The 19,694-nt window shown below is 44.1% G+C and carries 19 protein-coding genes; 8 read left to right on the top strand and 11 right to left on the bottom strand.

Annotation, left to right across the window (positions count from 1 at the left end; genetic code table 11):
• Positions 1–10: 10 nt before the first annotated feature.
• Positions 11–1,201: a M24 family metallopeptidase gene (locus WCW_RS02765; RefSeq protein ID WP_013181674.1), complete on the bottom strand. Its 1,191-nt coding sequence runs from the start codon at positions 1,199–1,201 to the stop codon at positions 11–13.
• A 33-nt stretch (positions 1,202–1,234) separates the two neighbouring features.
• Between WCW_RS02765 and WCW_RS02760 the strand changes: the two genes are divergently transcribed.
• Positions 1,235–1,924, top strand: coding sequence for an ABC transporter ATP-binding protein (locus WCW_RS02760; protein ID WP_162268177.1), 690 nt, complete (start codon positions 1,235–1,237; stop codon positions 1,922–1,924).
• Here the strand turns inward: WCW_RS02760 and WCW_RS02755 are convergent.
• From WCW_RS02755 to WCW_RS02725, 7 genes are all read right to left on the bottom strand, one after another.
• On the bottom strand, positions 1,890–4,478 hold the full coding sequence (locus tag WCW_RS02755; RefSeq protein ID WP_013181672.1) for a hypothetical protein: 2,589 nt from the start codon (positions 4,476–4,478) through the stop codon (positions 1,890–1,892). The genes WCW_RS02760 and WCW_RS02755 overlap by 35 nt on opposite strands.
• 164 nt (positions 4,479–4,642) lie before the next feature.
• Positions 4,643–6,235 carry an ABC transporter permease/substrate-binding protein gene (locus tag WCW_RS02750; RefSeq protein ID WP_162268179.1) on the bottom strand — a complete coding sequence of 531 codons (1,593 nt, stop codon included), beginning with the start codon at positions 6,233–6,235 and terminating at the stop codon, positions 4,643–4,645.
• Between the two features lie 11 nt (positions 6,236–6,246).
• Entirely contained in the window at positions 6,247–7,959 is a 1,713-nt protein-coding gene (locus WCW_RS02745) for a HEAT repeat domain-containing protein (protein ID WP_013181670.1), read from the bottom strand.
• Positions 7,938–8,510, bottom strand: a complete 573-nt coding sequence (locus tag WCW_RS02740; RefSeq protein WP_013181669.1) for an isochorismatase family protein — start codon at positions 8,508–8,510, stop codon at positions 7,938–7,940. Before WCW_RS02740 ends, WCW_RS02745 begins: the two co-directional genes overlap by 22 nt.
• On the bottom strand, positions 8,510–8,845 hold the full coding sequence (locus WCW_RS02735; RefSeq protein WP_041941487.1) for a histidine triad nucleotide-binding protein: 336 nt from the start codon (positions 8,843–8,845) through the stop codon (positions 8,510–8,512). Before WCW_RS02735 ends, WCW_RS02740 begins: the two co-directional genes overlap by 1 nt.
• Positions 8,842–9,732, bottom strand: coding sequence for an MYG1 family protein (locus WCW_RS02730; protein WP_013181667.1), 891 nt, complete (start codon positions 9,730–9,732; stop codon positions 8,842–8,844). Before WCW_RS02730 ends, WCW_RS02735 begins: the two co-directional genes overlap by 4 nt.
• A 131-nt stretch (positions 9,733–9,863) precedes the next feature.
• Positions 9,864–10,205, bottom strand: a complete 342-nt coding sequence (locus WCW_RS02725) for a DUF1622 domain-containing protein (RefSeq protein ID WP_041941739.1) — start codon at positions 10,203–10,205, stop codon at positions 9,864–9,866.
• A gap of 389 nt (positions 10,206–10,594) precedes the next feature.
• Here WCW_RS02725 and WCW_RS02720 point away from each other — a divergent pair, with 389 nt between their 5' ends.
• The gene (locus WCW_RS02720) at positions 10,595–12,709 is read left to right on the top strand and encodes an LOG family protein (RefSeq protein WP_041941738.1); all 2,115 of its coding nucleotides are present in this window, start codon (positions 10,595–10,597) and stop codon (positions 12,707–12,709) included.
• 65 nt (positions 12,710–12,774) lie between these two features.
• On the top strand, positions 12,775–13,488 hold the full coding sequence (locus WCW_RS02715) for a hypothetical protein (RefSeq protein WP_013181663.1): 714 nt from the start codon (positions 12,775–12,777) through the stop codon (positions 13,486–13,488).
• On the opposite strand, the gene WCW_RS02710 is transcribed toward WCW_RS02715, so the two are convergent.
• Positions 13,447–14,247 carry a hypothetical protein gene (locus WCW_RS02710; protein WP_013181662.1) on the bottom strand — a complete coding sequence of 267 codons (801 nt, stop codon included), beginning with the start codon at positions 14,245–14,247 and terminating at the stop codon, positions 13,447–13,449. The genes WCW_RS02715 and WCW_RS02710 overlap by 42 nt on opposite strands.
• A 57-nt stretch (positions 14,248–14,304) precedes the next feature.
• Between WCW_RS02710 and WCW_RS02705 the strand changes: the two genes are divergently transcribed.
• Positions 14,305–14,631, top strand: coding sequence for a hypothetical protein (locus tag WCW_RS02705; protein ID WP_013181661.1), 327 nt, complete (start codon positions 14,305–14,307; stop codon positions 14,629–14,631).
• Here WCW_RS02705 and WCW_RS02700 read toward each other — a convergent pair.
• Entirely contained in the window at positions 14,628–15,641 is a 1,014-nt protein-coding gene (locus tag WCW_RS02700) for a zinc-binding dehydrogenase (protein ID WP_013181660.1), read from the bottom strand. The two genes, WCW_RS02705 and WCW_RS02700, sit on opposite strands and share 4 nt — an antisense overlap.
• A 36-nt stretch (positions 15,642–15,677) precedes the next feature.
• Here WCW_RS02700 and WCW_RS02695 point away from each other — a divergent pair, with 36 nt between their 5' ends.
• The 4 genes from WCW_RS02695 to WCW_RS02680 are packed head-to-tail and all read left to right on the top strand — an operon-like array spanning position 15,678 to position 18,629.
• Complete coding sequence (locus WCW_RS02695; RefSeq protein ID WP_013181659.1) at positions 15,678–16,160, top strand: NUDIX hydrolase; 483 nt, start codon at positions 15,678–15,680, stop codon at positions 16,158–16,160.
• On the top strand, positions 16,150–16,653 hold the full coding sequence (locus WCW_RS02690; RefSeq protein ID WP_013181658.1) for an NUDIX hydrolase: 504 nt from the start codon (positions 16,150–16,152) through the stop codon (positions 16,651–16,653). The genes WCW_RS02695 and WCW_RS02690 overlap by 11 nt, the downstream gene beginning before the upstream one ends.
• On the top strand, positions 16,628–17,209 hold the full coding sequence (locus WCW_RS09665) for an archease (RefSeq protein WP_013181657.1): 582 nt from the start codon (positions 16,628–16,630) through the stop codon (positions 17,207–17,209). Before WCW_RS02690 ends, WCW_RS09665 begins: the two co-directional genes overlap by 26 nt.
• A complete protein-coding gene (locus WCW_RS02680) occupies positions 17,202–18,629 on the top strand; it encodes an RtcB family protein (protein WP_013181656.1) in 1,428 nt (475 codons plus the stop codon). Before WCW_RS09665 ends, WCW_RS02680 begins: the two co-directional genes overlap by 8 nt.
• On the opposite strand, the gene WCW_RS02675 is transcribed toward WCW_RS02680, so the two are convergent.
• Positions 18,618–19,658, bottom strand: coding sequence for a hemolysin family protein (locus tag WCW_RS02675; protein ID WP_041941486.1), 1,041 nt, complete (start codon positions 19,656–19,658; stop codon positions 18,618–18,620). The genes WCW_RS02680 and WCW_RS02675 overlap by 12 nt on opposite strands.
• Positions 19,659–19,694: the final 36 nt, after the last annotated feature.

Here is a 19,694-nt window from a genome sequence, read left to right as displayed (position 1 = left end):
AATTGGAGCATTACAATAAACAGGCGATTTCGTTTTGCATTCCTCCATTGACGACAACTTCTCCATCGAGATGAACAAACACATCATACTCTAGCCTAATGCCAAACTCTCCCGGGAGATAGATGCCAGGCTCTATGGTAAAGCAGGTGCCCGGTAAAAGTTCCCTTTCGTCCCGGGTTTCGAAATCGTCAAGATTTGCTCCCGGTCCGTGAAGCTGAACATCGAGATTATGGCCTGTACGATGGATAAAATACTGCCCATAGCCGCTGGCATCGATCAATGTCCGGCAAACCCGATCCACTTCCCGTCCCATTAGCTTCTTTTTTTCCTGAAATCTCTGCCTGACAAGTTCGAGTGCAGCAGCCTGCGCACGTCTAACAATTTCAAACACTTCCCTGTGCTTTTCTTGAGGTTTGGATGCTGCGACGGCAACCCGGGTGATATCTGCATAAGGAGCTCTTTCTTTATTTTTCCGGCAGTAGAGGTCGATTAATAAAAAATCCCCTCTTTTAATTGGGTCCCATCGATCCGAACAGGGCAAATAGTGAGGATCGGCAGAATGAGCGTTGACAGCGACAATAGGAGGCTCTTCGGTTTGGCAGCCGCAGCTTTTGATCACTTCCAGTATTTTTTGCTGCACCTGATATTCATTAACCTGTTCCTGATTCTTGAGTTTTTCCCCTACAAACCTCCAGGCGTCTTCGGCCGCTTTCGATAATACACTGGCAGCTTCAACGTGATCGGCATATTGATCTTTTGACCAAACGCTTGTGTAACGCTGCAAAAGAGTGCCAGAGCTCTCCACTTCAACACCGCACCCTTTCACAAGTTCCAATGTTCCCCCATCAACTTTGGATAGGTAAGGAATTGCGTTATTTTTAGAGTACTCCATTAAAATGATTTCTTTTCCTGACAAAGCTTTTTTAAGTATCTCTTCTAGTTTCTGCCATGTGGAATATAGGACCTGCTTTCCAGGCAAGTGGCTAAGGTTATCGGCTTCGATCGCATGGACAAATTTCTGGGGCTCTCCTTTTGCAGGAATCCAATAGAAAAACCTGCGGGTCAACATTTTCGAATCAGGAATTTCTAAAAACCGAGTAGCCAGATCATTTTGGTTTCTAAAATCGTACAACAGCCAACCATCTAAACACTTTTCAAAAAGATATTTTTGCACCTCTTTGAGTTTATCTGGAAAATCCATACAAAATCCTCTATCCTATTTCTCATGACATTAATGATAGAAAATCTAACATTTTCTTTTGGAGCAATCAAGGTTATTGAAGAGCTATCAATCACTCTTCAGCCAGGGACCACCTCGGCACTCATTGGCGCCTCCGGCTCTGGAAAGACAACGTTTCTCAAATTGATCGCGAAGCTGCTTCCTCTTTCGGAAGGCAGAATAAACATTGAGGGCAACTGCTCCTACCTTATGCAAGAAGACACGCTGCTTCCTTGGAGAACAGTTTGGGAACACTTGACTCTGATCTTAGAACTGCAAAATAAGGAGATCGACCGCTCTCTATTGCAGGAGCTTCTGCACCTGCTCAATCTTGAGGGATCGGAAAACAAACTTCCCTATCAACTTTCAGGAGGAATGAAAAGAAGGGTGTCTTTGGCTCAGGCCATTCTTCGAGAACACTCGCTCCTTTTAATGGATGAACCTTTTTCCTCTTTGGATATCCATACAAGAGAACATCTTTTCCAACTCTTGAAAAGCATTCAGAAAAAAAATGGATCGACTCTATTGATCGTGACTCATGATTATCGCGATGCCATTACAATCGCAGATGAAATTTTATGGTTAAGCAATGGGAGCATTAAAAGTCGCTGGAACATTACTGAAGAGATTAGAAAAGATCCCTCTCAAACTGGCCAACTTCTTCATAAAATCAGGAACCGGACTTGCGTTCCAATTCAACAATGATCTCGCTTGGCGAAAGTTCTTTAGCTTTTTTGATCACTCTTTTAGCCATTGTCGCATTTGTGTGATCGATTTTCGCCGTCAAGGAGGGGTTTACATCTTGGGAAATCTGCAAACCAGGCGATTCTGAATTAAACCGTGTGTTGTCTTTGCTGGTTGAATACTGGTGAATGGCTGGAGCGATCTCTTCATCGATCTCTTTTTTATCGGACTTCGATGGCTGATGATGATACAGCGCACTGAAGGCATGCCGTTCCTGGATCTTATTGTCGATGCGGCCGGTGCGGTCTTCAGCACTTTTGCAAAAAAACTCGGTCATATACCCAATCATTTCATACGTTTGCAAATATAGCGTTTGGAAATCCATCACTGTTTCCGGCTGTCGATACGTTTTAGATTGATAAATCTCTTTTGCCAGGAAATAATTGTGAACGATATCCCTGGTCCTTTCCAATTTTTTTTTCCTGAATAGATCGATCTCACCTTGTATTTCCTCATTCAACTTGTTTATCATTTCTTTCTGAAGCTCTTGAATGTTCTCGTGATTTTGATCGACGGCCTCCATCCGTAATGCATAAAGTTCTCCAAACTGCTTGTTAATCTTTTTTTCTATTCTTCTTATCTCCTTGCAAGCACTGTCGATCTTTTTGGCAACTTGCGGAGCCCTAGAGCCTTCATACTCCATATAGAGGTCTTCCAACGCCTCTTTTTTATTATTTAGCATGCTTCTCATTCCTGAGATTGTTTTTTGCAGTTCTCTTTGCTTCAACTTATATTCTGATGGACACTCTCTGTTAATTAACTCGTTTAAGTAACTCTTACATTCCTGCGAGATCTCTTGCTGTAATAGATGTTTTTCTACATCTCTTAAAAACTCGGCATATCCGCGATGATTAATTTCTCGTTCATAAGAAGATAAAGGAATTTTTCCGAATACCCCCATCCTTGCCGCTTCTTTATTTGCTCCTAAATTCATGTAGCTGCTGTCAAGCTTGACAAAGACCGTTCTCCCGTTAATTTGCAACGGGATCACTCGATCTCTCATGACGGTTAAGGCAAGAGCAGATTCCTTTAATTGCTGAGTTTCGCTTTCTCCTGTCCATTTTCCTGCCACAAACCGCTTGCGGTTTCTGTAATAACGGTCTCCTTTTAACGGAGTGAGCAGCATCATGCTGCGCAACGGGATTGTGAGAGGATGATCTTCAGAAGCTCCTCCTTCCTGCCCTTCTAGAGCTGCGGAAGCCAAGTCAGTCATTAGTTGTTTGACATTCTTAATCGCGTAGGCCTGTCGTAAAGAATCATCTTCAACCGCAATCGGTCCGTAAGAAGAGTGCCGAACTGCTAAATGGTCTATGTTAATTTGCTGATCTTCTGAAATCGTTCCAAAAGAGGTGGCAACGTAATTTGCCAACCCTGGCTGATCTCTCAAGGTGCTTGGAATTGTTGGCGTACTTTTGCCTTGATCATCTTTCGATTCCGGAGTTTGCATGCTGAAAAATTTTTGACCTTTAACTGTAAAAATATTCACGACAACTGGCCGTCCTTCCCGTGCGATCTCTTCTCTTTCCAACCGATCAATATCGTCAATTGTCAACTCTCCGGAAGATAAAGACTTGTTGACAAGGGCTTGAGCATCCCGCGCGAACTGCGCGATCAATTCCACTTGTTTTTCATTCACTTCCACAAAATGATCGGTAGCAACAATGCCTTCTCGCATCTGTTTATAGTCGAGTTGGTATTCCTTGTATTTTTCCTCAAATTGCTTATTCAACTCGACAAGCCCCTTGGAAACTTTCCCAAAATTCTCAATATTTTCTTTATTATTTTCCAGAAATGTATTGACGGCCCGATAGACCAGATGCTGCCTCCCCTTAAAATCCTCCATTAACGGGCCGTTATAGGCTTCCTCTGTAAACTCCTTTATTTCAACCCTCTGTCCACCAACTTGAAAGTCTTTCCATCTCTTTACCCCATGCTCATCAATTCCTGGATCGGTTTGCTGCCGCACTTGAGCTAGAATGGATTCTAATTGCTGAACCGTTCTTTGCTTGTAAGTATCCAATCCAACAGTCTTATTCTCTAAAAAGCGGATCTCTTCAACCGGATTTAGATCCGTCGTCTTTTTCAAATAACTGGCAACAAATTGAACAAATCCAGTCGTTGCTTTTTGAAACGAAATATTTTTCTCTTGGAGTTGATCAAAGGAAAGGACATCTTCTTCTTTTTCCAAAATTTTTAATGAAACTGTGCTCGTGCGCTTGACTAAGTCCGTTTTTACGGTCACTTTTTCAATTGGCTGCGCCTCTTGTTCCAAAGATTTGACGAGTGCCTCGATTTGTTCCTGAGATTCATCAATCACTTTTTTTACAGTAGTGTCAAGCGGTTGATCTGGATGATCGATATGCGAGGCAAGATGTTCATTATAACCAACACTGATCTTGTAGGTATTGGCTCCAATCTTAACTTCGCGATAGAGCTTAATTTTCCCATCTTCGAAATTCTCTTTTTTCCACTTTCCAAAGGCATCTGATGTATGGAAATCTGCAAAGTTACTCATGGATTTATCTCTTTGAATTACGATTTTTTCTAAAAATTTTCCTAATTAAATATAAGAATTACATAGAGTTATGCTTGTAAATCGGCCTTAGATTTATTATATTTATTTTTTAAAAAAAAATCAATAAATCTTATTTGATCGGTATAGAAACCTGTGATTGTATCCTAAAGCAAATGATGCGCATCCATCCACTGGAAAAAGTGTTCCCACCTTTCCCAATCAAAACTTTGAGATTTAGGAAGCGCTTTTAATGTGCGCAGCCAAGCTTTTTTCTCCCAATTCCTTGTCGAAGAACTTTTGTCAGGATGTGCATCTAAATATAAGGCAAATGCTTCTTCGGGGTGTTCCAAGCTATAATCGATACTTTTTTGCAAAGCCTTTTTAAATGCTTCCGCGCTTGATCCACTCCTGCGGGAAATGACGACTAACTCATAAATTGGAGGGATTCCTAATTCCGAAATGGAAAAATAATCGGTATCCACCCCCATCATATGCAGCTGTTCCGATTCAATATTCCAATATCCTCCGTAAAACGCATCGACCCGGCCAATAGCCAAACTTCCAACGAGATCAAACTGTAAATTTTTCAACTCTTTAGGAACGACATGATTCCACTGCAAAAGCTGCCTAAGCAAACGCGTTTCCGAGCCATCCAGAGAATAACCAATCACTTTTCCATTTAGGTCGGATATCGAATCAATTCCAAGATTTTTTCGATAAATGAGACAATTCAAAGGTTCCTCGATCAAAATTCCCACGGGCTTAATCTCTGCTCCACGATTAACCGCTCGTAAAACATAGCTAGAGTAAGAGATCGCTAAATCGGTTTGCCTGGAAATCAGCAGCGGGATGGGGTCGCTTGGATCGTGTATTTTTTTAATCTCAAGATCGATGCCATGCTCTTTAAAAAATCCCTTCGCAATACCTGCATATAAAGGAACATGATTGGGATTTGGCAACCAATCCAAAACCAAACGCGTCTTGCCGGAATCAGCAGCCTGACAGCCGATCATCACGATAAAAAAAAGAGCCGCCATCACGCCTCTTAAGCGTAAACGATTCCTTTCAAAAAGCGAAATACAGGCATAAAGCGCAAAACTCATCGCCGATAGACAAAAAAGCGCGCCAAACATCACATCGATCTCAGCCGCTCGGCGGCTTTCCAGCATCAAAATACCCAACCCGGACTGAGCACCGGCCCACTCCCCGGCAACAGCGCCAATTCCGGCAACTGCTGCTGAAATGCGCAATCCTGCCCACATATAGGGAACTGCCCATGGAAAACGCAATTTCCAGAAAATTTGCATGGAAGTTGCCTCATGCAAACGGAAAAAGTCCAAAAGATGCTGCGGAGTCGAGACAAGGCCTCTATACAGATTCATCGTTAAAGGAAAAAAGATCATCAGTGCTGTCGGAACAATCACAGCCAAGTAGGACCAATCAAACCACAAGACCATCAATGGAGCCAAAGCAAACATGGGAATGCACTGGGTGAAAATGAACAGCGGCTGCAAAACGGCTCGCATAACTTTCCACCGCGCCATCAGCCAAGCCAAGGGGAAAGCACAAACCGATGCTAATGCAAAACCTCCCGCCATCTCTTTAAACGTAGATATGGTGTGGAAAAGAAAACGTCCCCGATATGTCCATAAACTGTTAATGATTTTTGAAGGAGGAGGAAGAGAAAATTGCAGAAGATCAGAAGTCAAACACATCCACTCCCAGCCTAGCCAGAAGAGACAAATCAATGCAATCATCGGAAAAATTCTTAGCGGTAAAGACATTGTAATAAAGCTGCAGCTGAAATCACTTTTAGTGTCGGCTGCGGATCTCCTAAACGCTGTGTTAAAAATGACAGAGAATTTTTCGATCCGACACTCCCCAGGCCTTCTAATATTCTCTCTTTTATTTCTCTGTCAACCTTGTGATAAGACTCTTGAAGAATATGCACTGCCTGGCTGTCTCCTCCCCACATTGCCAGCACTAACGCAGCCTGCACTCTAATCCTTTGATTCGAATCATCTAATAGCGATCGGACAAGATCGATAGAGCTTTCATCTCCTTCTTGCAGCAGCAATGAAGAAGCCATGCCCGAAATTCCCCATTGCCTTCTTGACAAAAAGCTTTTCACAGCATCTAGAGCAGTTGGGGATTCTTTAATTGCCAACACATTCAGCACTTCCAAACGGGTCATTTGATTAACCATTTCAGGTTGATTTGGAATCCAGGGAACATGCTTAATCTCGCTAGGCGCCAACACTCGAAAAATCCCTTCTTGCTTCCACATCCACTGTTCCCTGTCATCAACAAACCTTTCTACAATCGACTGACAAGATTCTTCTACTCTCTGGTCATTAGCTAAAAGACCCAGCGCTAAATTCATTCTCAAATAGGGATCGTCGGCTGCATCAAACGCTTCTTCTAAAAAGCCATTTCCAAACTGCCCTGTAGATGCCAACGCAGAGCCTGCTAATAAACAGCAATCTCGATTGCCCCCCTCCAAATGTTTCTTAAGGGATAAATAGCCTTCCTGCGCGTCAAAAAACATCAAAGCCCAGGAGGCGCTAATAGAGACTCTCGGATTCGGGTCCAGAGAAAGAGTGCGCACTCGATCGATCAGATCATCGGTTGCTGCCTCCTTAAGGAACCCGACCGTTTCCAATGCTGCAGAACGTACATCCGGTGATGCATCGCTTAACAAAGAGGAAATATCAGGAACAGCTTCTTTCATCTCCGAATGCAGCACCACACGACAAGCCAATTCCCTCAAAGCAGCCCTGCTGCTTTTGATTAGCATCCGCACCTGGCTCAAAGAGATCTGATCATATAAAGAAACAAACGCTTGTATCGCAGCCAATTTCTCTTCCGCACGAGAAGTCGAACTTTGCAAAATCTTCAACAATCGACTTTGAGCCTGCTTGATTTTCATGACTCCAACAGCTTCAATTGCTCCTAAGCGAATTTGAAGGTTATGATCCTCTTCCAGAATGCGCAACACCTTCTCTTGCAATCTATCATCACGCAAAAAACTCGATAATTTTAAAGCCAATCCACGCACAGCGACATTGGAATCTTGCATTCCTTTTTCAATAATTTGCACACCTCTGGCGTCTTGACCATATAAAGCACCGATGAGGGCATAAGAACGGATAATAGGAGAATCGGATTTGCTACTGTTTTCAATCACTCCCCAAGCGATCGATTCAAGCAAAAACCGATCGTTTGCACAATCCGGAAACCGCTCAATGAAGCTGTCCCAAACTTGCAGCCATTGATAGGTATCCCCTTTTTTTGCCGATGCTTGAAGATAAGCTTCCCAGCACCCTTTCGACTGAGGATACTTCTGAACTAATGCATTCCCTTCGGAACATGCCGTAGATACATCATCTAAAATGAGAAAATTCAACACCCGTTTTTCTTCGGAAGCTTGAGAAAAATTTGTGAGTAGCAGCAGAAAAGCTAGCAAGAACATTGAGCGCATTGGACGAGCTTGCTGATCTCCTTAAATTCTGGCGCCTTTGAGTCGCGAAGCAATTCAAACAGCAATGTTTCCGTACTGCTAACCCGTGCTCCCATGTCCCGACATTCAGCAATAGCCGAAGAAAAGTCGTAAATGGAGCGCGATCCTACAGCATCATTGATCACGACAACCTCTTTCCCTTCCTGGATTAAGTCTCGGGCAGTTTGGAGCACACAGACATGCGCCTCTATACCGACCACCACCCATTGCTCGACAGGCAGGCTGAGCAGCTGTTGCCTGCACTCCTCATCACCAAGGGCGGAAAAGGTTGTCTTAGTCAACTTAATTGCTTCCTCTCCAACAAGTTGAATCAATTGAGAAAGGGTTTCCCCCAATCCTTTTGGATACTGTTCGGAGACGACAATCGGCAAACCGAGAACACGGCATCCGCAGATCACTTTGTAAAGAGACTGAAACAGCTCTTCATAGCGATCGATTTTAGGATAAAGCTTTTCCTGCACATCGACGACGATCAATCCGGATTTGTTTCTATCAATAGCAAATCTCGTCATTATGCCATCCCCCCTAAAGTCTTTCCGCCAATCAGATGAAAGTGGAGATGAGAAACTGATTGGCCTGCTTCAGCACCATTATTGACAATCAGTCGATAACCTTCGGCAACATTAAACGTATCCGCCAGATTCTGAGCAATCTCTACAATTTCAGAAATCAACGGAAGGTCTTCTTTTGAAACGGACTGTAGATTCGGAATCTCTTTTTTTGGCATGATCAATAGGTGGACAGGCGCCTTGGGAAAAAGATCTTTGATCGCAAGGATACGCTCATTTTCGAACACTTTTTGCGCGGGCATCTCGCCTGCGATAATTTTTCCGAATATGGTTGTCATCGCTTCTCCTTTACTTGGCTTAAGACATAATTCAACGCCTGCAGCGCAGATTCTTTCGTTTCCCATACAGAGATAAAGCGACCTTTATGACAAAAGACGCCGCCAGGGATTGGACAAACTTTCTTCAGTTCGCCTTCAAGAAGGCCTGCCCACTCTTTTGGAAGAGGAATCCGTACATCCATCCTTTCCTCATAACTGGGAGGAATTCCCCGCAAATTCCAATGAGGCCCAGAAGGCATGATCACAAATTTCGCCGGATGATTCTTGCCGCCCAGATCAAAAAACAGCTGCAACCAGGGGATGCCCTCGTCGAAAATTAACACCTCATCGCTAGATTTCATTGTCTCTTCCACCACTTGCCGGCAGGACTGCACGTACTCATACCTTTTCCTAAGACGGCCTAAATGGCCTACAGCAAAATGCAAAGCCTCTCTAAACGCCGCGTTTTGCTCCTCTTCAGTAGGGTTGTAGGGAATTGGCGCAAAGTTCGATACCACATAGGAATAAGAGCTGTGCCCTCTCGGTTGCATATCTTTGCCGTTGTCATGGTCATCCACTCCGATGATAAGGGTTTCATTGTAGAAATGATACATTTTTTCGGAAATCACCCCGGAATCTTTCAAATACAACAAAGTCATTCCAGCGCTGCTAAGAGGCCCTTGATAATCTACTTGATGATGATCAAACAGCTTCTTCGATGGATCGTAGATTCCGCCTACGTCGCACACATACTCGCATTTTTCCAGGACTGACCTCTCTCGGGTCCGATGAATTTTCTCTTCTTCAATCAATTCGAATAAAAGCAACAAGGCGCAAGCGGTCACCTCATCTGCGTGAAAGGAACCATCATGGGTGCCGAAACTTTTAGGATTTTTTTCTTGACTCATTGACCAAACCGCGAAATTTTGCAAGCAAGTAACGATATTACGGCAAATACAGGTTTTCTGTAAAAGTCTGAAAAAAAAAATGAACAAGAGAACGTCTCATAGGAAACCAAAGAGAGCCGCAACTCTGCTTGTCACTTAACTTTTCCGATTCCTTCGCTTAGCTCCTGAGTCAGAAAGTAATTCAACACAGTTCGGATCACAACGACGGATCCCAAAATTCCAATCTCACTCCAAGTCGGCGATATGGCTGTTTTCAAGATGTCTGCTCCAATCAGGAATTCTAAACTAAGACTGAGAGCACCTCCAAGCTGCACCCTCATTTTCAAAAATGCTTCGGGAACAAACCGCCAAGGAAGAGGACTTTTGAAATAAAAGATGGTTGTTTTGATCACCCCCAAAAGGATTACCAGAATAGCCACAAATTCTGCTATTAAAGCCACAAAATGAGCCGCTTCTTTGACTATGATTTCCATGACACTTAATTTAACATAAAATTTAAAAAAAGGAAACGCTCCTTCTATACCGATATTCGGTCTAGTTATCGACAATCATTTGTTTCTCCCTCAAAGAACTCCTAAGAAATCGCCTCTCAAATACCATCTGAATGAGATTACATTACCTATCTCTTTAATTTTTAATAAATTGAAGAAAAATATTAAAATCTTAGATCCTTTAATATTTTTAAGATGAAATCCTCTTTTTTTCCTTCTGCTCTTTGTAAGGGATATTTTATCTTCAAGAAATCCACAAAAAATCCCTACTTATTCCCAACGACTTAGTTATTTTTGGCAAACATATAGCGAACATTGAATTTTTGTTTTTCTCTTAACAGGATAATTTACCTTAAGCTATGATGTTCATTATGGAATCTTATTTAGGCGCAGGACACTATGACTTAGTCACTCCTGACGGAACGATCACTAATTTGACCTCAATAGATGACTCAGTAGCAGAAGCTGTTGTGTTTATCGAGGAGATCTCTCCTGCTTTCGTAGGTTTTGAAATCGAACCGGAGCGGGTATTTTTCAATATTAAAAGCACTTTGGCTCAAGTCGGCATCAACGGCATAGGACTAGAGTATCATTTGGATCCAATCAGAAGATGTGCTCAAATAAAAATCAAGTTACACGCCATCGGCCGCCTGGGAAGAACAATGCTTCCGTTCATTAAAACGGGAGCTAAGATTGGAAAACTGTTCGCTGCTGACGAAAGAAGACGAGTCAGGGACCCGCACTATCTGACACGGATGTTTGGCCGCTCTGACCGTTGGGGCAGGCCCCTTCTTTCTTTAGGAGGGATGCAAGGCAGCCGCGATCTTATTTTGGACAAAGTGGAAGGGCGGGCAGTTGCCTACCTCTCTTTACGCAGTGGAAAAGTGGAATATGACTCCTCAATCTATGGGTTTCTACCGACTTTAGGACAAGGGTTGATCGCCGATACTTCCTTCAGAGAAATATTGAAGCTGCATCAAGAGTGGCAAGCGATGGTTCCCCACAACATTGAAGAGGACGAGCTTCTGCTTGTGAAAACTCTCCCCTTGCATATTCGAACCGTCTTTGCTCATGTTGTGCCCGAGCTTCTTTCTAAGGGCTACTATCACACCACCGCATCCATCTTACAGCCTGATACAGAAGCGTCAGGTGATATTTACGAGCTCTATGGAAATAGCAAAAGGGAGCTGACCGATATCCCCTTAGAGTTTTATACTCTTGAACCTCATCGCGAGTATATTTTTTTCGAGGACCGCGATCAGCTTCAGATCTGTTTGGACAATGAAGAAAGCCTGCTTGATGCCTTTGACAGCGCTCCAAAGCCAATTGAAAAACGGACAGCAGTCTTCATCGTCAAAGGAGAACAGCTGCTCAATCTCAAAGAGAGCGACTGGATCGTCAGAGAACCTCGCTTTCACGATTTCCCTGGACTTACCCACAGTGAAAGGCAGGCGTTGATGGTCGATCGCTACATTGAGCAACAGCCTTCTACCCCTTTCTTGAAAGCGATTATTGAAGAAAGAATTACAAGTCAGGGAATTTTACTTGCCCGGTATTTTCCCAGCCCAATGATGAAACGGATGCTATTAAGCGATCAGATGCAGACATGTCTCAAAGGGCTATACTTTCAATATCCCTCACGCTCTTTTGATTCCTATTTCTCCGCTGAAGACAGAGCTCTTCTAGCGGATTTATACAAATTTGCCATTCCAGTATTCTGGGTAGACAAAGACTCTCGCAAAATTCTTCAGTATATTCAAAAACCGGATAGCGACAACGGCCTCTTTGTCCCATTAGACAAAAGAGAAGCGTTTTTACAATCGACGGTATTCGGCATCTACGGCTCCAATCTTATGGAAGGAGATTTTGAAAAAGAGCTCAGAGAGCTGATGGCAGGAATCAAAAAAATGCAATGCAAAACGACCCACCCCAAACTCAATGAACACACACCGCTTGCACTAGTTACCGGAGGGGGCCCCGGAGCGATGGAGGTTGGGAACCGCATCGCCAAAGAGCTGGAAATCCTATCCTGCGCAAACATTGTCGATTTTAGGCCGGCAGACGACGAAGCAGTTCTCAACGAGCAAAAGCAAAATCCTTACATCGAAGCAAAGATGACTTACCGCCTGGATAAATTAGTGGAGCGGCAGGCGGAATTCAATCTGGACTTCCCCATCTTCCTCAAAGGAGGCATCGGCACTGATTTTGAATATTGCCTTGAAGAGGTAAGAAGAAAAGTGGGAGCCATCAAGCCAACTCCAATTCTTCTTTTCGGAGAAAAAGAGTATTGGCATGCAAAAATCACCTCACGCTTTCAAATGAATCTTAAAAGTGGAACAAATAAAGGCTCAGAGTGGCTGAGCAACTGCTTTTTTTGTGTGCAAAATGCCAAACAAGGGCTTAAAGTCTACGAAGATTATTTTACCGGGAATCTTGTCATCGGTAAAAATGGCCCGATTTATCCAGACGGTTTCGTTTCCGCATAAATTCATTTGCTTGCCTATTATTTTCAATTCGTGCCACTCTTTGTGGTTTTAAAAAAGGAGAACTCATGAGCATAACACCTATTTTACATGCTGCAGAAGGAAGGCGCGAGGTCCGAAAACTCTACAAAAACGAAGAACGCAAAGCTCATTTAAAAGAAGCGATAAAAACTGTTTATTCCACTCCACTTGCTGTTTTCTTGATCCAAGCGCAAAAACCAGATGGATTGTTATACGATTATAACATTCATAGCTGGAGAAAAAGAGAAGACAGCGACACGGATGAAAAACTTGATCGACATAAGGCTTCAATAGACTTTCTTGTAGATCGCGTGGAAAAATTAGCAAAAAAATTTGTGGAAGGAACAGAATACAGCGAAGAAAATGTCAGAAGTTGGCTTCAATACAAGCTTGGATTGGGACAGTTTAAGAACACCTCCGACTTCATTGAAAAAGGGCAAGCAACATTTACACAAAATCATATAAAGCTAAGTCGAGCTCTTACAAAAATCTATGAAAATCGATTTCTTGGAAAAAAAGAAAAGGCTCAGAAAAAAAATATAGACGAAATCATAAGCAATTCAGCTGATGTTGTAGAAGATTCTTTACCTCTAGATTCACATATTGCCTCCAATAGTGAAAAACTCTCTGTAGAAGCAACGGATCAAACGCAAAAAAAACAGTCAGCAATCGTGCGCTTCTTTATTAGGATCGGAAACGGAATCAAACAATCCTTTATCTCAATCTGGAATTTTCTCCGAAGGATCTTTAGAGTTGTATAGCGCAGCTTTCAAAAAGGAGGGAATTTCGGAACTAGGAATTGTCTCCCTTGAAGAAGGGTCTAAGGAACGAAGATAGTCGGGATACATCGGGCGCCAATAATTTGAGGCATAAGCAGGATGCTTTTTTAGGAAGGAAGCCACATAAGCGGAAGTGTATGCAGAGTCATTGATCTTTTTCCCTTCTTTGTAGTAGTTTTTCCAGCCGATAAACGCCTGAAGCACTGGTTCAGGAAGCTGATCGCGAATATCAATCTGGTCCAGTTGAAGCAAGCGGGAAACAAGCTGAGTATATTCTGGAGAGGCCCCTTTCCAATAGATCGGCTGCCACTCTTTTGCATCATCAAGAAACTCGTGAAACTCCACGATAGAGACGGAACGAGAGAAGCGATCGCTGCTCAACAAACGTTTCCAGGTATGATAAAGAAATAAAACATCCGGAGGCGCTGAAACCCATTCATCTGCTTGTTCGGGGATCGGAGAAGCTTTCGGGTATGAGTGAAAACCGGAAAGATAGCCAGTCTTTTTCTTGCGATTCGAGCGCATAAACTCCGGGTTTTGCCAAAGGAACAAGGAAAACTCGCGATTTGTCACCTGAAGAAAAGGAGACTTGTTAATCTTTTGGTGGGTCTGATCCAGCATCCATTTCGAGGAAAAAACCAATAAAATAAAAGCTAAGGCAACAATACCTAGTCCAAGCCAAACTTTCCAGCCTTCTGAGGATTTAGTTTCATGAATAAAATCTTTTTCAGAAAGTTGCATATCCTCGGTGATTCCTTTACAATGGCTTTTCAAGACCTCTTATCATAGGAGAAATGCATGACAAATTCAATCACCTATTTCGTTCGAAGCCCATTCTCAAAAGAGATTGTCGAGTGCCCTATTGAAGACTGGAGAGAAGGCTGGGATTCTTCAGGGAAGTTCGTCCATGATGGCCTTCCTGTGATCCGAATATTCAAAGAAAACTCTGCGATGTACACATTGGTTAGACCTTATCATTTGATCAATGCACAAAATGAGTATGTCGTCGATCCGGAAACGCAAAAAAAATTGATCGAATTTGTTTCCCCCCTCTTTGACTGGAAGGTTATGGTCAGAGAAGACGGAAACAAACTTAAGCCGGTACACGAAAAACCGCTTTCCTAAACGTTCTGAAAAGAGAGAAGAATCTTGCCGCCGCTCATGCTTCGGCTATATTCCAATAAAGCTTTCGACCACTTCTCCGGACCTACCACTTCCCTGATCGTTGTATGAAAGCCCCCGCTTCCCATTAATTGCTGCACTTTGCGGATCGCAAGGAGCGTCCGCAGCACTCCTTTTTCTTTGATCCATTTCGACAACCAAAAACCGCGGACACACTTACTTTGGAAGATCAGACTGTAAGGGGTGACGCCTGCACTAGGTTTTCCAGATAAAGCTCCGTAAACAAAGACAAAAGATTTCTCCGGCATCGCATTTGCCAAATCCCCAGTCATTTCTCCAGCAACTGCATCAAAAGCAATTGTCGCACTAAGTTCATCGCAAAGCTTTTTCAATTGATCCCTAAAGTTTTCCTCTGATGAATTCACCACATGCCTTGCTCCCTCTTGTCTAAGCTGCCGTTCATGCTCACTCCTCCTAACGATATCGATAAGAGGAATTCCCTCTATTTCTGCTAATTTCCGAAGAAGCCTGCCAACTTGGCTAAGAGATGCGTTTTGCACCACTGCTTTGTGCTTCCCTTTCAAAACCTCCTCCATCATTCCAACAGCAGTCAAAGGATTGATCAACAGTGTCGCTCCTTGCTCGAAGCTGACTTCGTCACGCAAAGGGACGCAAGCCTTAGCATCAGCGATGTAGTATTCTGCCCATGTTCCATCCAATTTCGACTGCCCTCCACAAGCAACCCTTTTTCCTTTCAGCCACCAGCCTAAAGCTCCGCCGCCGCTTTTGACAACTATCCCCGCCCCTTCCCACCCAGGGACAGCTGGGTAAGACTTTTTCACGCCGTATTTGCCGCTCAAAAATAACAGATCGGAAGGGTTGCAAGGAGCGGCTGCCATTTTGACAAGAACCTGGCCGGGTTTTGGATCAGGAATCGGCTTTTCCACCACCTCCAGTGAGTGAATCGCCTCCTCAACCGTTCTTTTAAGCTCCCGAATCTGAATAACTTTCATGGCAATCTATTCCTTTTTTCGTCATATTTAGCTAATATGACGTTTGTAACAAAAAAACTTCAAGACTGTAAAAACCAATTGGAAATTTTTAATCACCCGCCAACCGATTTTGCTCCACAAATCGAAGTTGCCGCCTGCTATCTTCTCTATAGTAATGAAATGCTTCTTTTGAAACGGAGCTATGGGAAGCCCGAAGAGGGATTATGGGGTGTGCCTGCCGGTAAAATCGACCCGGGAGAAACTCCTTTGGAGGGGGCTCTCCGTGAATTGAAGGAAGAAACCGGAATTGGGCTGCCTCCTGAGAAATTCATTGAAAAAGGAAAGCGGTATATCCGAAAGCCTGCAATCGACTATGTTTATCATATGTTCTTAATCCTTCTCGATGCAAAGCCGGAGGTCAACATCAATTCCGAACATCTTGAATATCAATGGATTCCACCATCTCAAGCAGATATTCTTCCTCTTATGGCTGGAGCCAAGGCGGTTCTTAAAGCTGCAGGAGTTATCGATGAACTTTAGTCAAACCGCCTTCATGATTCAGCCAACACACACGGTCTGCTATGTCGTTCGCATGGTTAACGGCCAGAGCGAATATTTATTGATGCAACGCTGCAGCGAATACCTCAACGGCAACTGGCAAATGGTGACCGGTTCAATTCAAACAGGAGAAACTGCATGGCAAGCAGCTCTTAGAGAACTATACGAAGAAACCAGCCTGAAGCCGAAAATTTTCTACAAAGTCGATCAAGTCGAAAGCTTTTACGAACTTGAGCTTGATAAAATTTTGTTCGGCCCAATTTTCTTAGCAATCGTCAATCCCGAACAGGCTGTGCGCCTCTCCCCTACCGAGCATCGTTGCTTTATCTGGAAGCCTCTAGAGGAGGCGCTCAAGTATCTGCAATTTTCCAATCAAAGGCGGATCATCAGTTTTATCGAAGAACGCTATATCCTTCAAGAACCCGACCCATTCTTTGAGATCCCTTATCATGAAAACATACACACTCTCTCTTGAAATCACAACCCCAGCTGCAGATCAAAGCTCCTTTCTCCATGTCTCGCACTTAAGCGAGCCAAAAAGGGTGCATCCGATCTGGAAAGTCGGGTTGGCAGGAACATTGGGATCGCCCGTCCGCTTTTATATTGATGAACCCCGCGTTCTACATTTATCAGGACACCTTCCAGCTGCCCTTTACCGCGATCTGACTCCTTTTTCCGCCCATACCGTTCACCTTTTCGAAGATAAAGCTTCTATCTGGTCGCTTTCGTTCCCTCCGGCCTTCGAAGAGATCGACCACACCGCCGATATCGCATTCGCTGTTAAAGGGGAAGATCTGGAGCAACTCCATTACCATGCTTTGGCTGCTTTAGCTTTTTACGAACCGCAAATGATCCCGTTCATTCCCATTCCACGCTCAAGCGCAGATCTCGATACGATCATCATCCACCTCAACTCGCTGATCACCAAGATCGACACTGAATCAGGATGCGCATTTAAAGCGGTGAGTTTTCACGGTAGAATCAAAGAGATGCAAGGCTTTTTGCAATGGGAGATGATGATTGATGTTTAACTTGAAGCTTATCGATTCAGGATGCTACGAACTGCCTATCGAAGAGGGAATGCGCGTTCCCGGCTTAGTCATCGCAACAGATCGCTTACTGCAGGACGCTGCGCTTGACCAGCCTCTACAGCAAGTGCGCAATGTCGCTCATCTGCCCGGGATCATCGGCTATAGTATCGCAATGCCCGACATCCACTGGGGATACGGATTTCCCATCGGCGGGGTGGCAGCCATGGATCTGGAAGAGGGAGTGATCAGCCCCGGAGGAGTAGGATACGACATCAATTGCGGCGTACGCCTTGCTGTTGTTCCTCTGCCCTTCCAAACACTTAAAGCAAAGGAAAAAGATGCACTTCTTCAAGCCATCTTCAAGCGTGTCCCCTCTGGAGTAGGAAGAGGGACAAAACAGGGAAAGGAATTAACAGAATCCGACTACAAACAGATTGTCGAAAAAGGATCAAGATGGTCTGTTGAGCAAGGGTTCGGCTTGCCTCAAGACCTTGAGCATACGGAAAGCCGCGGGTTCATCGAAGGAGGAGAGATTGACGCCGTCTCTCCTCTTGCAAAAGAACGAGGACGTCATCAACTTGGATCTGTAGGATCTGGCAACCACTTTGTAGAGATCGGAGAGGTCAGCCATCTCTACCTTGAAGAGATTGCACAAACATGGGGAATTGTCAAAGGGATGACCTATATCCTCATCCATTCAGGATCGCGCGGGTTCGGCCACCAGATTTGCCAAGATACATTGAATACGTTCGTTAAGAAGAATCTGGATGAGGGCCTGCCTGATAAGCAGTTAATCGCCGCTCCTATCCGCAGCGCTTTGGGAAAACAATATTTCCAAGCAATGGCCTCCGCAGCAAATTTCGCGTTCAACAACCGGCAAAGGATCCTTCATCAAGTGCGTCAAAGCTTTCTGGAAGTCTTGGGAACCAGTGCGGAAAGCATCCGCCTCATTTATGACGTCTGCCACAATATTGCCAAATTCGAACAGTACACAATCGACGGAAAGTTAAAAACAGTCTGCGTCCATCGCAAGGGCGCTACCCGAGCCTTTGGTCCAGGTGCCGAGGAACTGGCGCCGGTGTTTCAAACCACGGGGCAGCCTGTCCTTGTCCCTGGAGATATGGGACGTGCCAGCCATTTAATGGCTGGCCAGGGCAACCCGCTGACCTGGTGCAGCTCCTGTCATGGAGCTGGACGCGCTCGCAGCCGCATCAAGTCTTTGCAAGCTTGGAAAGGGCGAGATCCTGTCGAGTATATGGAAAATCAAGGAGTGAAAGTGGCTGCCCGCTCCTACCGTACAATTGCCGAAGAGATGCCCGATGCCTACAAGGATGTAGATGCTGTTGTGGAAGCTGTGCAGGAAGCCGGCCTTGCCCGCATGGTGGCCAAACTCCGCCCTCAACTGGTTTTAAAAGGGTAAGCCCCGTCCCATCAATATTTTCAAGATGCTCCCGTCGTCATCTTCATCATAAATGTCTCCGACAATCTCTTCGAAGATATCCTCCATGGTGACGATCCCCAAATGAACTCCATGAAGATCTTTCACAATTCCCATATGCGCTTTCCTTTTTTGCATTATTCTGAAAGCAGACAACAAAGGCGCTTGCTCGTAGAGGATGACACTGGGATGGATGATAGAGCTCCAATCGCTTTTGCCAGCTTTTAAAAGCGCCAAAAACTCTTTTGCATTCAAAACACCTACGCAACGACCAGATTCAAACACCGGCAAGCGGGTATGGCCGAACCGAATGATTTTCTCTTCAACTTCCTGTATAGGCTGATCTTTTTCCAAAATATCGACTTCATTCCATGGAATGAAAACAGATGCGACTTTAGTTTTTTCAATTTTAAACAGATTCAGCACATATTCTTTACTCTGAGCTGACATTGTCTCGAACTCTTCGGAAACATCATCAAGGTCTTTTTGTTCACTCTCATGCAGCCTAGGAATCCACTTCAGCAAAGCTTTCGTTGATTTTTCCAATAACAAAACAACAGGCCAAAACACCTTGCTCATCTTAGAAATCGCATGGGAAAACCGCGATGCAGTCCTTAAAGGATTTCTAAGGGCAAACGTTTTTGGGATCAACTCTCCAAAAACAACTGTAAAATAGGTCAATGGCACAGCCGCAGCCAGTAGGGATAAAAGTTCGGCTAATTCCGATCTAAGCCCTAACGTTTCCCGAAAATAAGGGGACAACCCTTTTTCAACTCCCACTCCACCCACTGCAGCAGCAAACATACCGACAAAAGTGATCCCCACTTGAATCACAGATAACGTGCGTTCAGGATTGTCTTTAAGAAACAACAGCTTCAAGTAGTCGGTTTTTGTTTTATCTGCTGCAATCCTGCGCACAAGAGGTTTGCTGGAAGCAATAAAAGCGGTCTCATATGCCGCAAGAAAAGCGTTCATGCCAATGCAGGCAACAATCATCAATAACTCAAACATGATTTCAGTATAAATGACTCCTTTTAACAAAAAAAC

Source organism: Waddlia chondrophila WSU 86-1044 (assembly GCF_000092785.1).
Taxonomy (GTDB): Bacteria; Chlamydiota; Chlamydiia; order Chlamydiales; family Waddliaceae; genus Waddlia; species Waddlia chondrophila.
The sequence above is the reverse complement of the archived record's forward strand: the minus strand, read 5'-3'. Positions and strand labels throughout refer to the sequence as shown.

Excerpts from the sequence above, each read along its gene's own strand:
- WCW_RS02765 (WP_013181674.1), bottom strand. The coding sequence starts at position 1,201 with ATGGATTTTCCAGATAAACTCAAAGAGGTGCAAAAATATCTTTTTGAA.
- WCW_RS02760 (WP_162268177.1), top strand. The coding sequence starts at position 1,235 with ATGATAGAAAATCTAACATTTTCTTTTGGAGCAATCAAGGTTATTGAA.
- WCW_RS02755 (WP_013181672.1), bottom strand. The coding sequence starts at position 4,478 with ATGAGTAACTTTGCAGATTTCCATACATCAGATGCCTTTGGAAAGTGG.
- WCW_RS02750 (WP_162268179.1), bottom strand. The coding sequence starts at position 6,235 with ATGATTGCATTGATTTGTCTCTTCTGGCTAGGCTGGGAGTGGATGTGT.
- WCW_RS02745 (WP_013181670.1), bottom strand. The coding sequence starts at position 7,959 with ATGCGCTCAATGTTCTTGCTAGCTTTTCTGCTGCTACTCACAAATTTT.
- WCW_RS02740 (WP_013181669.1), bottom strand. The coding sequence starts at position 8,510 with ATGACGAGATTTGCTATTGATAGAAACAAATCCGGATTGATCGTCGTC.
- WCW_RS02735 (WP_041941487.1), bottom strand. The coding sequence starts at position 8,845 with ATGACAACCATATTCGGAAAAATTATCGCAGGCGAGATGCCCGCGCAA.
- WCW_RS02730 (WP_013181667.1), bottom strand. The coding sequence starts at position 9,732 with ATGAGTCAAGAAAAAAATCCTAAAAGTTTCGGCACCCATGATGGTTCC.
- WCW_RS02725 (WP_041941739.1), bottom strand. The coding sequence starts at position 10,205 with ATGGAAATCATAGTCAAAGAAGCGGCTCATTTTGTGGCTTTAATAGCA.
- WCW_RS02720 (WP_041941738.1), top strand. The coding sequence starts at position 10,595 with ATGGAATCTTATTTAGGCGCAGGACACTATGACTTAGTCACTCCTGAC.
- WCW_RS02715 (WP_013181663.1), top strand. The coding sequence starts at position 12,775 with ATGAGCATAACACCTATTTTACATGCTGCAGAAGGAAGGCGCGAGGTC.
- WCW_RS02710 (WP_013181662.1), bottom strand. The coding sequence starts at position 14,247 with ATGCAACTTTCTGAAAAAGATTTTATTCATGAAACTAAATCCTCAGAA.
- WCW_RS02705 (WP_013181661.1), top strand. The coding sequence starts at position 14,305 with ATGACAAATTCAATCACCTATTTCGTTCGAAGCCCATTCTCAAAAGAG.
- WCW_RS02700 (WP_013181660.1), bottom strand. The coding sequence starts at position 15,641 with ATGAAAGTTATTCAGATTCGGGAGCTTAAAAGAACGGTTGAGGAGGCG.
- WCW_RS02695 (WP_013181659.1), top strand. The coding sequence starts at position 15,678 with ATGACGTTTGTAACAAAAAAACTTCAAGACTGTAAAAACCAATTGGAA.
- WCW_RS02690 (WP_013181658.1), top strand. The coding sequence starts at position 16,150 with ATGAACTTTAGTCAAACCGCCTTCATGATTCAGCCAACACACACGGTC.
- WCW_RS09665 (WP_013181657.1), top strand. The coding sequence starts at position 16,628 with ATGAAAACATACACACTCTCTCTTGAAATCACAACCCCAGCTGCAGAT.
- WCW_RS02680 (WP_013181656.1), top strand. The coding sequence starts at position 17,202 with ATGTTTAACTTGAAGCTTATCGATTCAGGATGCTACGAACTGCCTATC.
- WCW_RS02675 (WP_041941486.1), bottom strand. The coding sequence starts at position 19,658 with ATGTTTGAGTTATTGATGATTGTTGCCTGCATTGGCATGAACGCTTTT.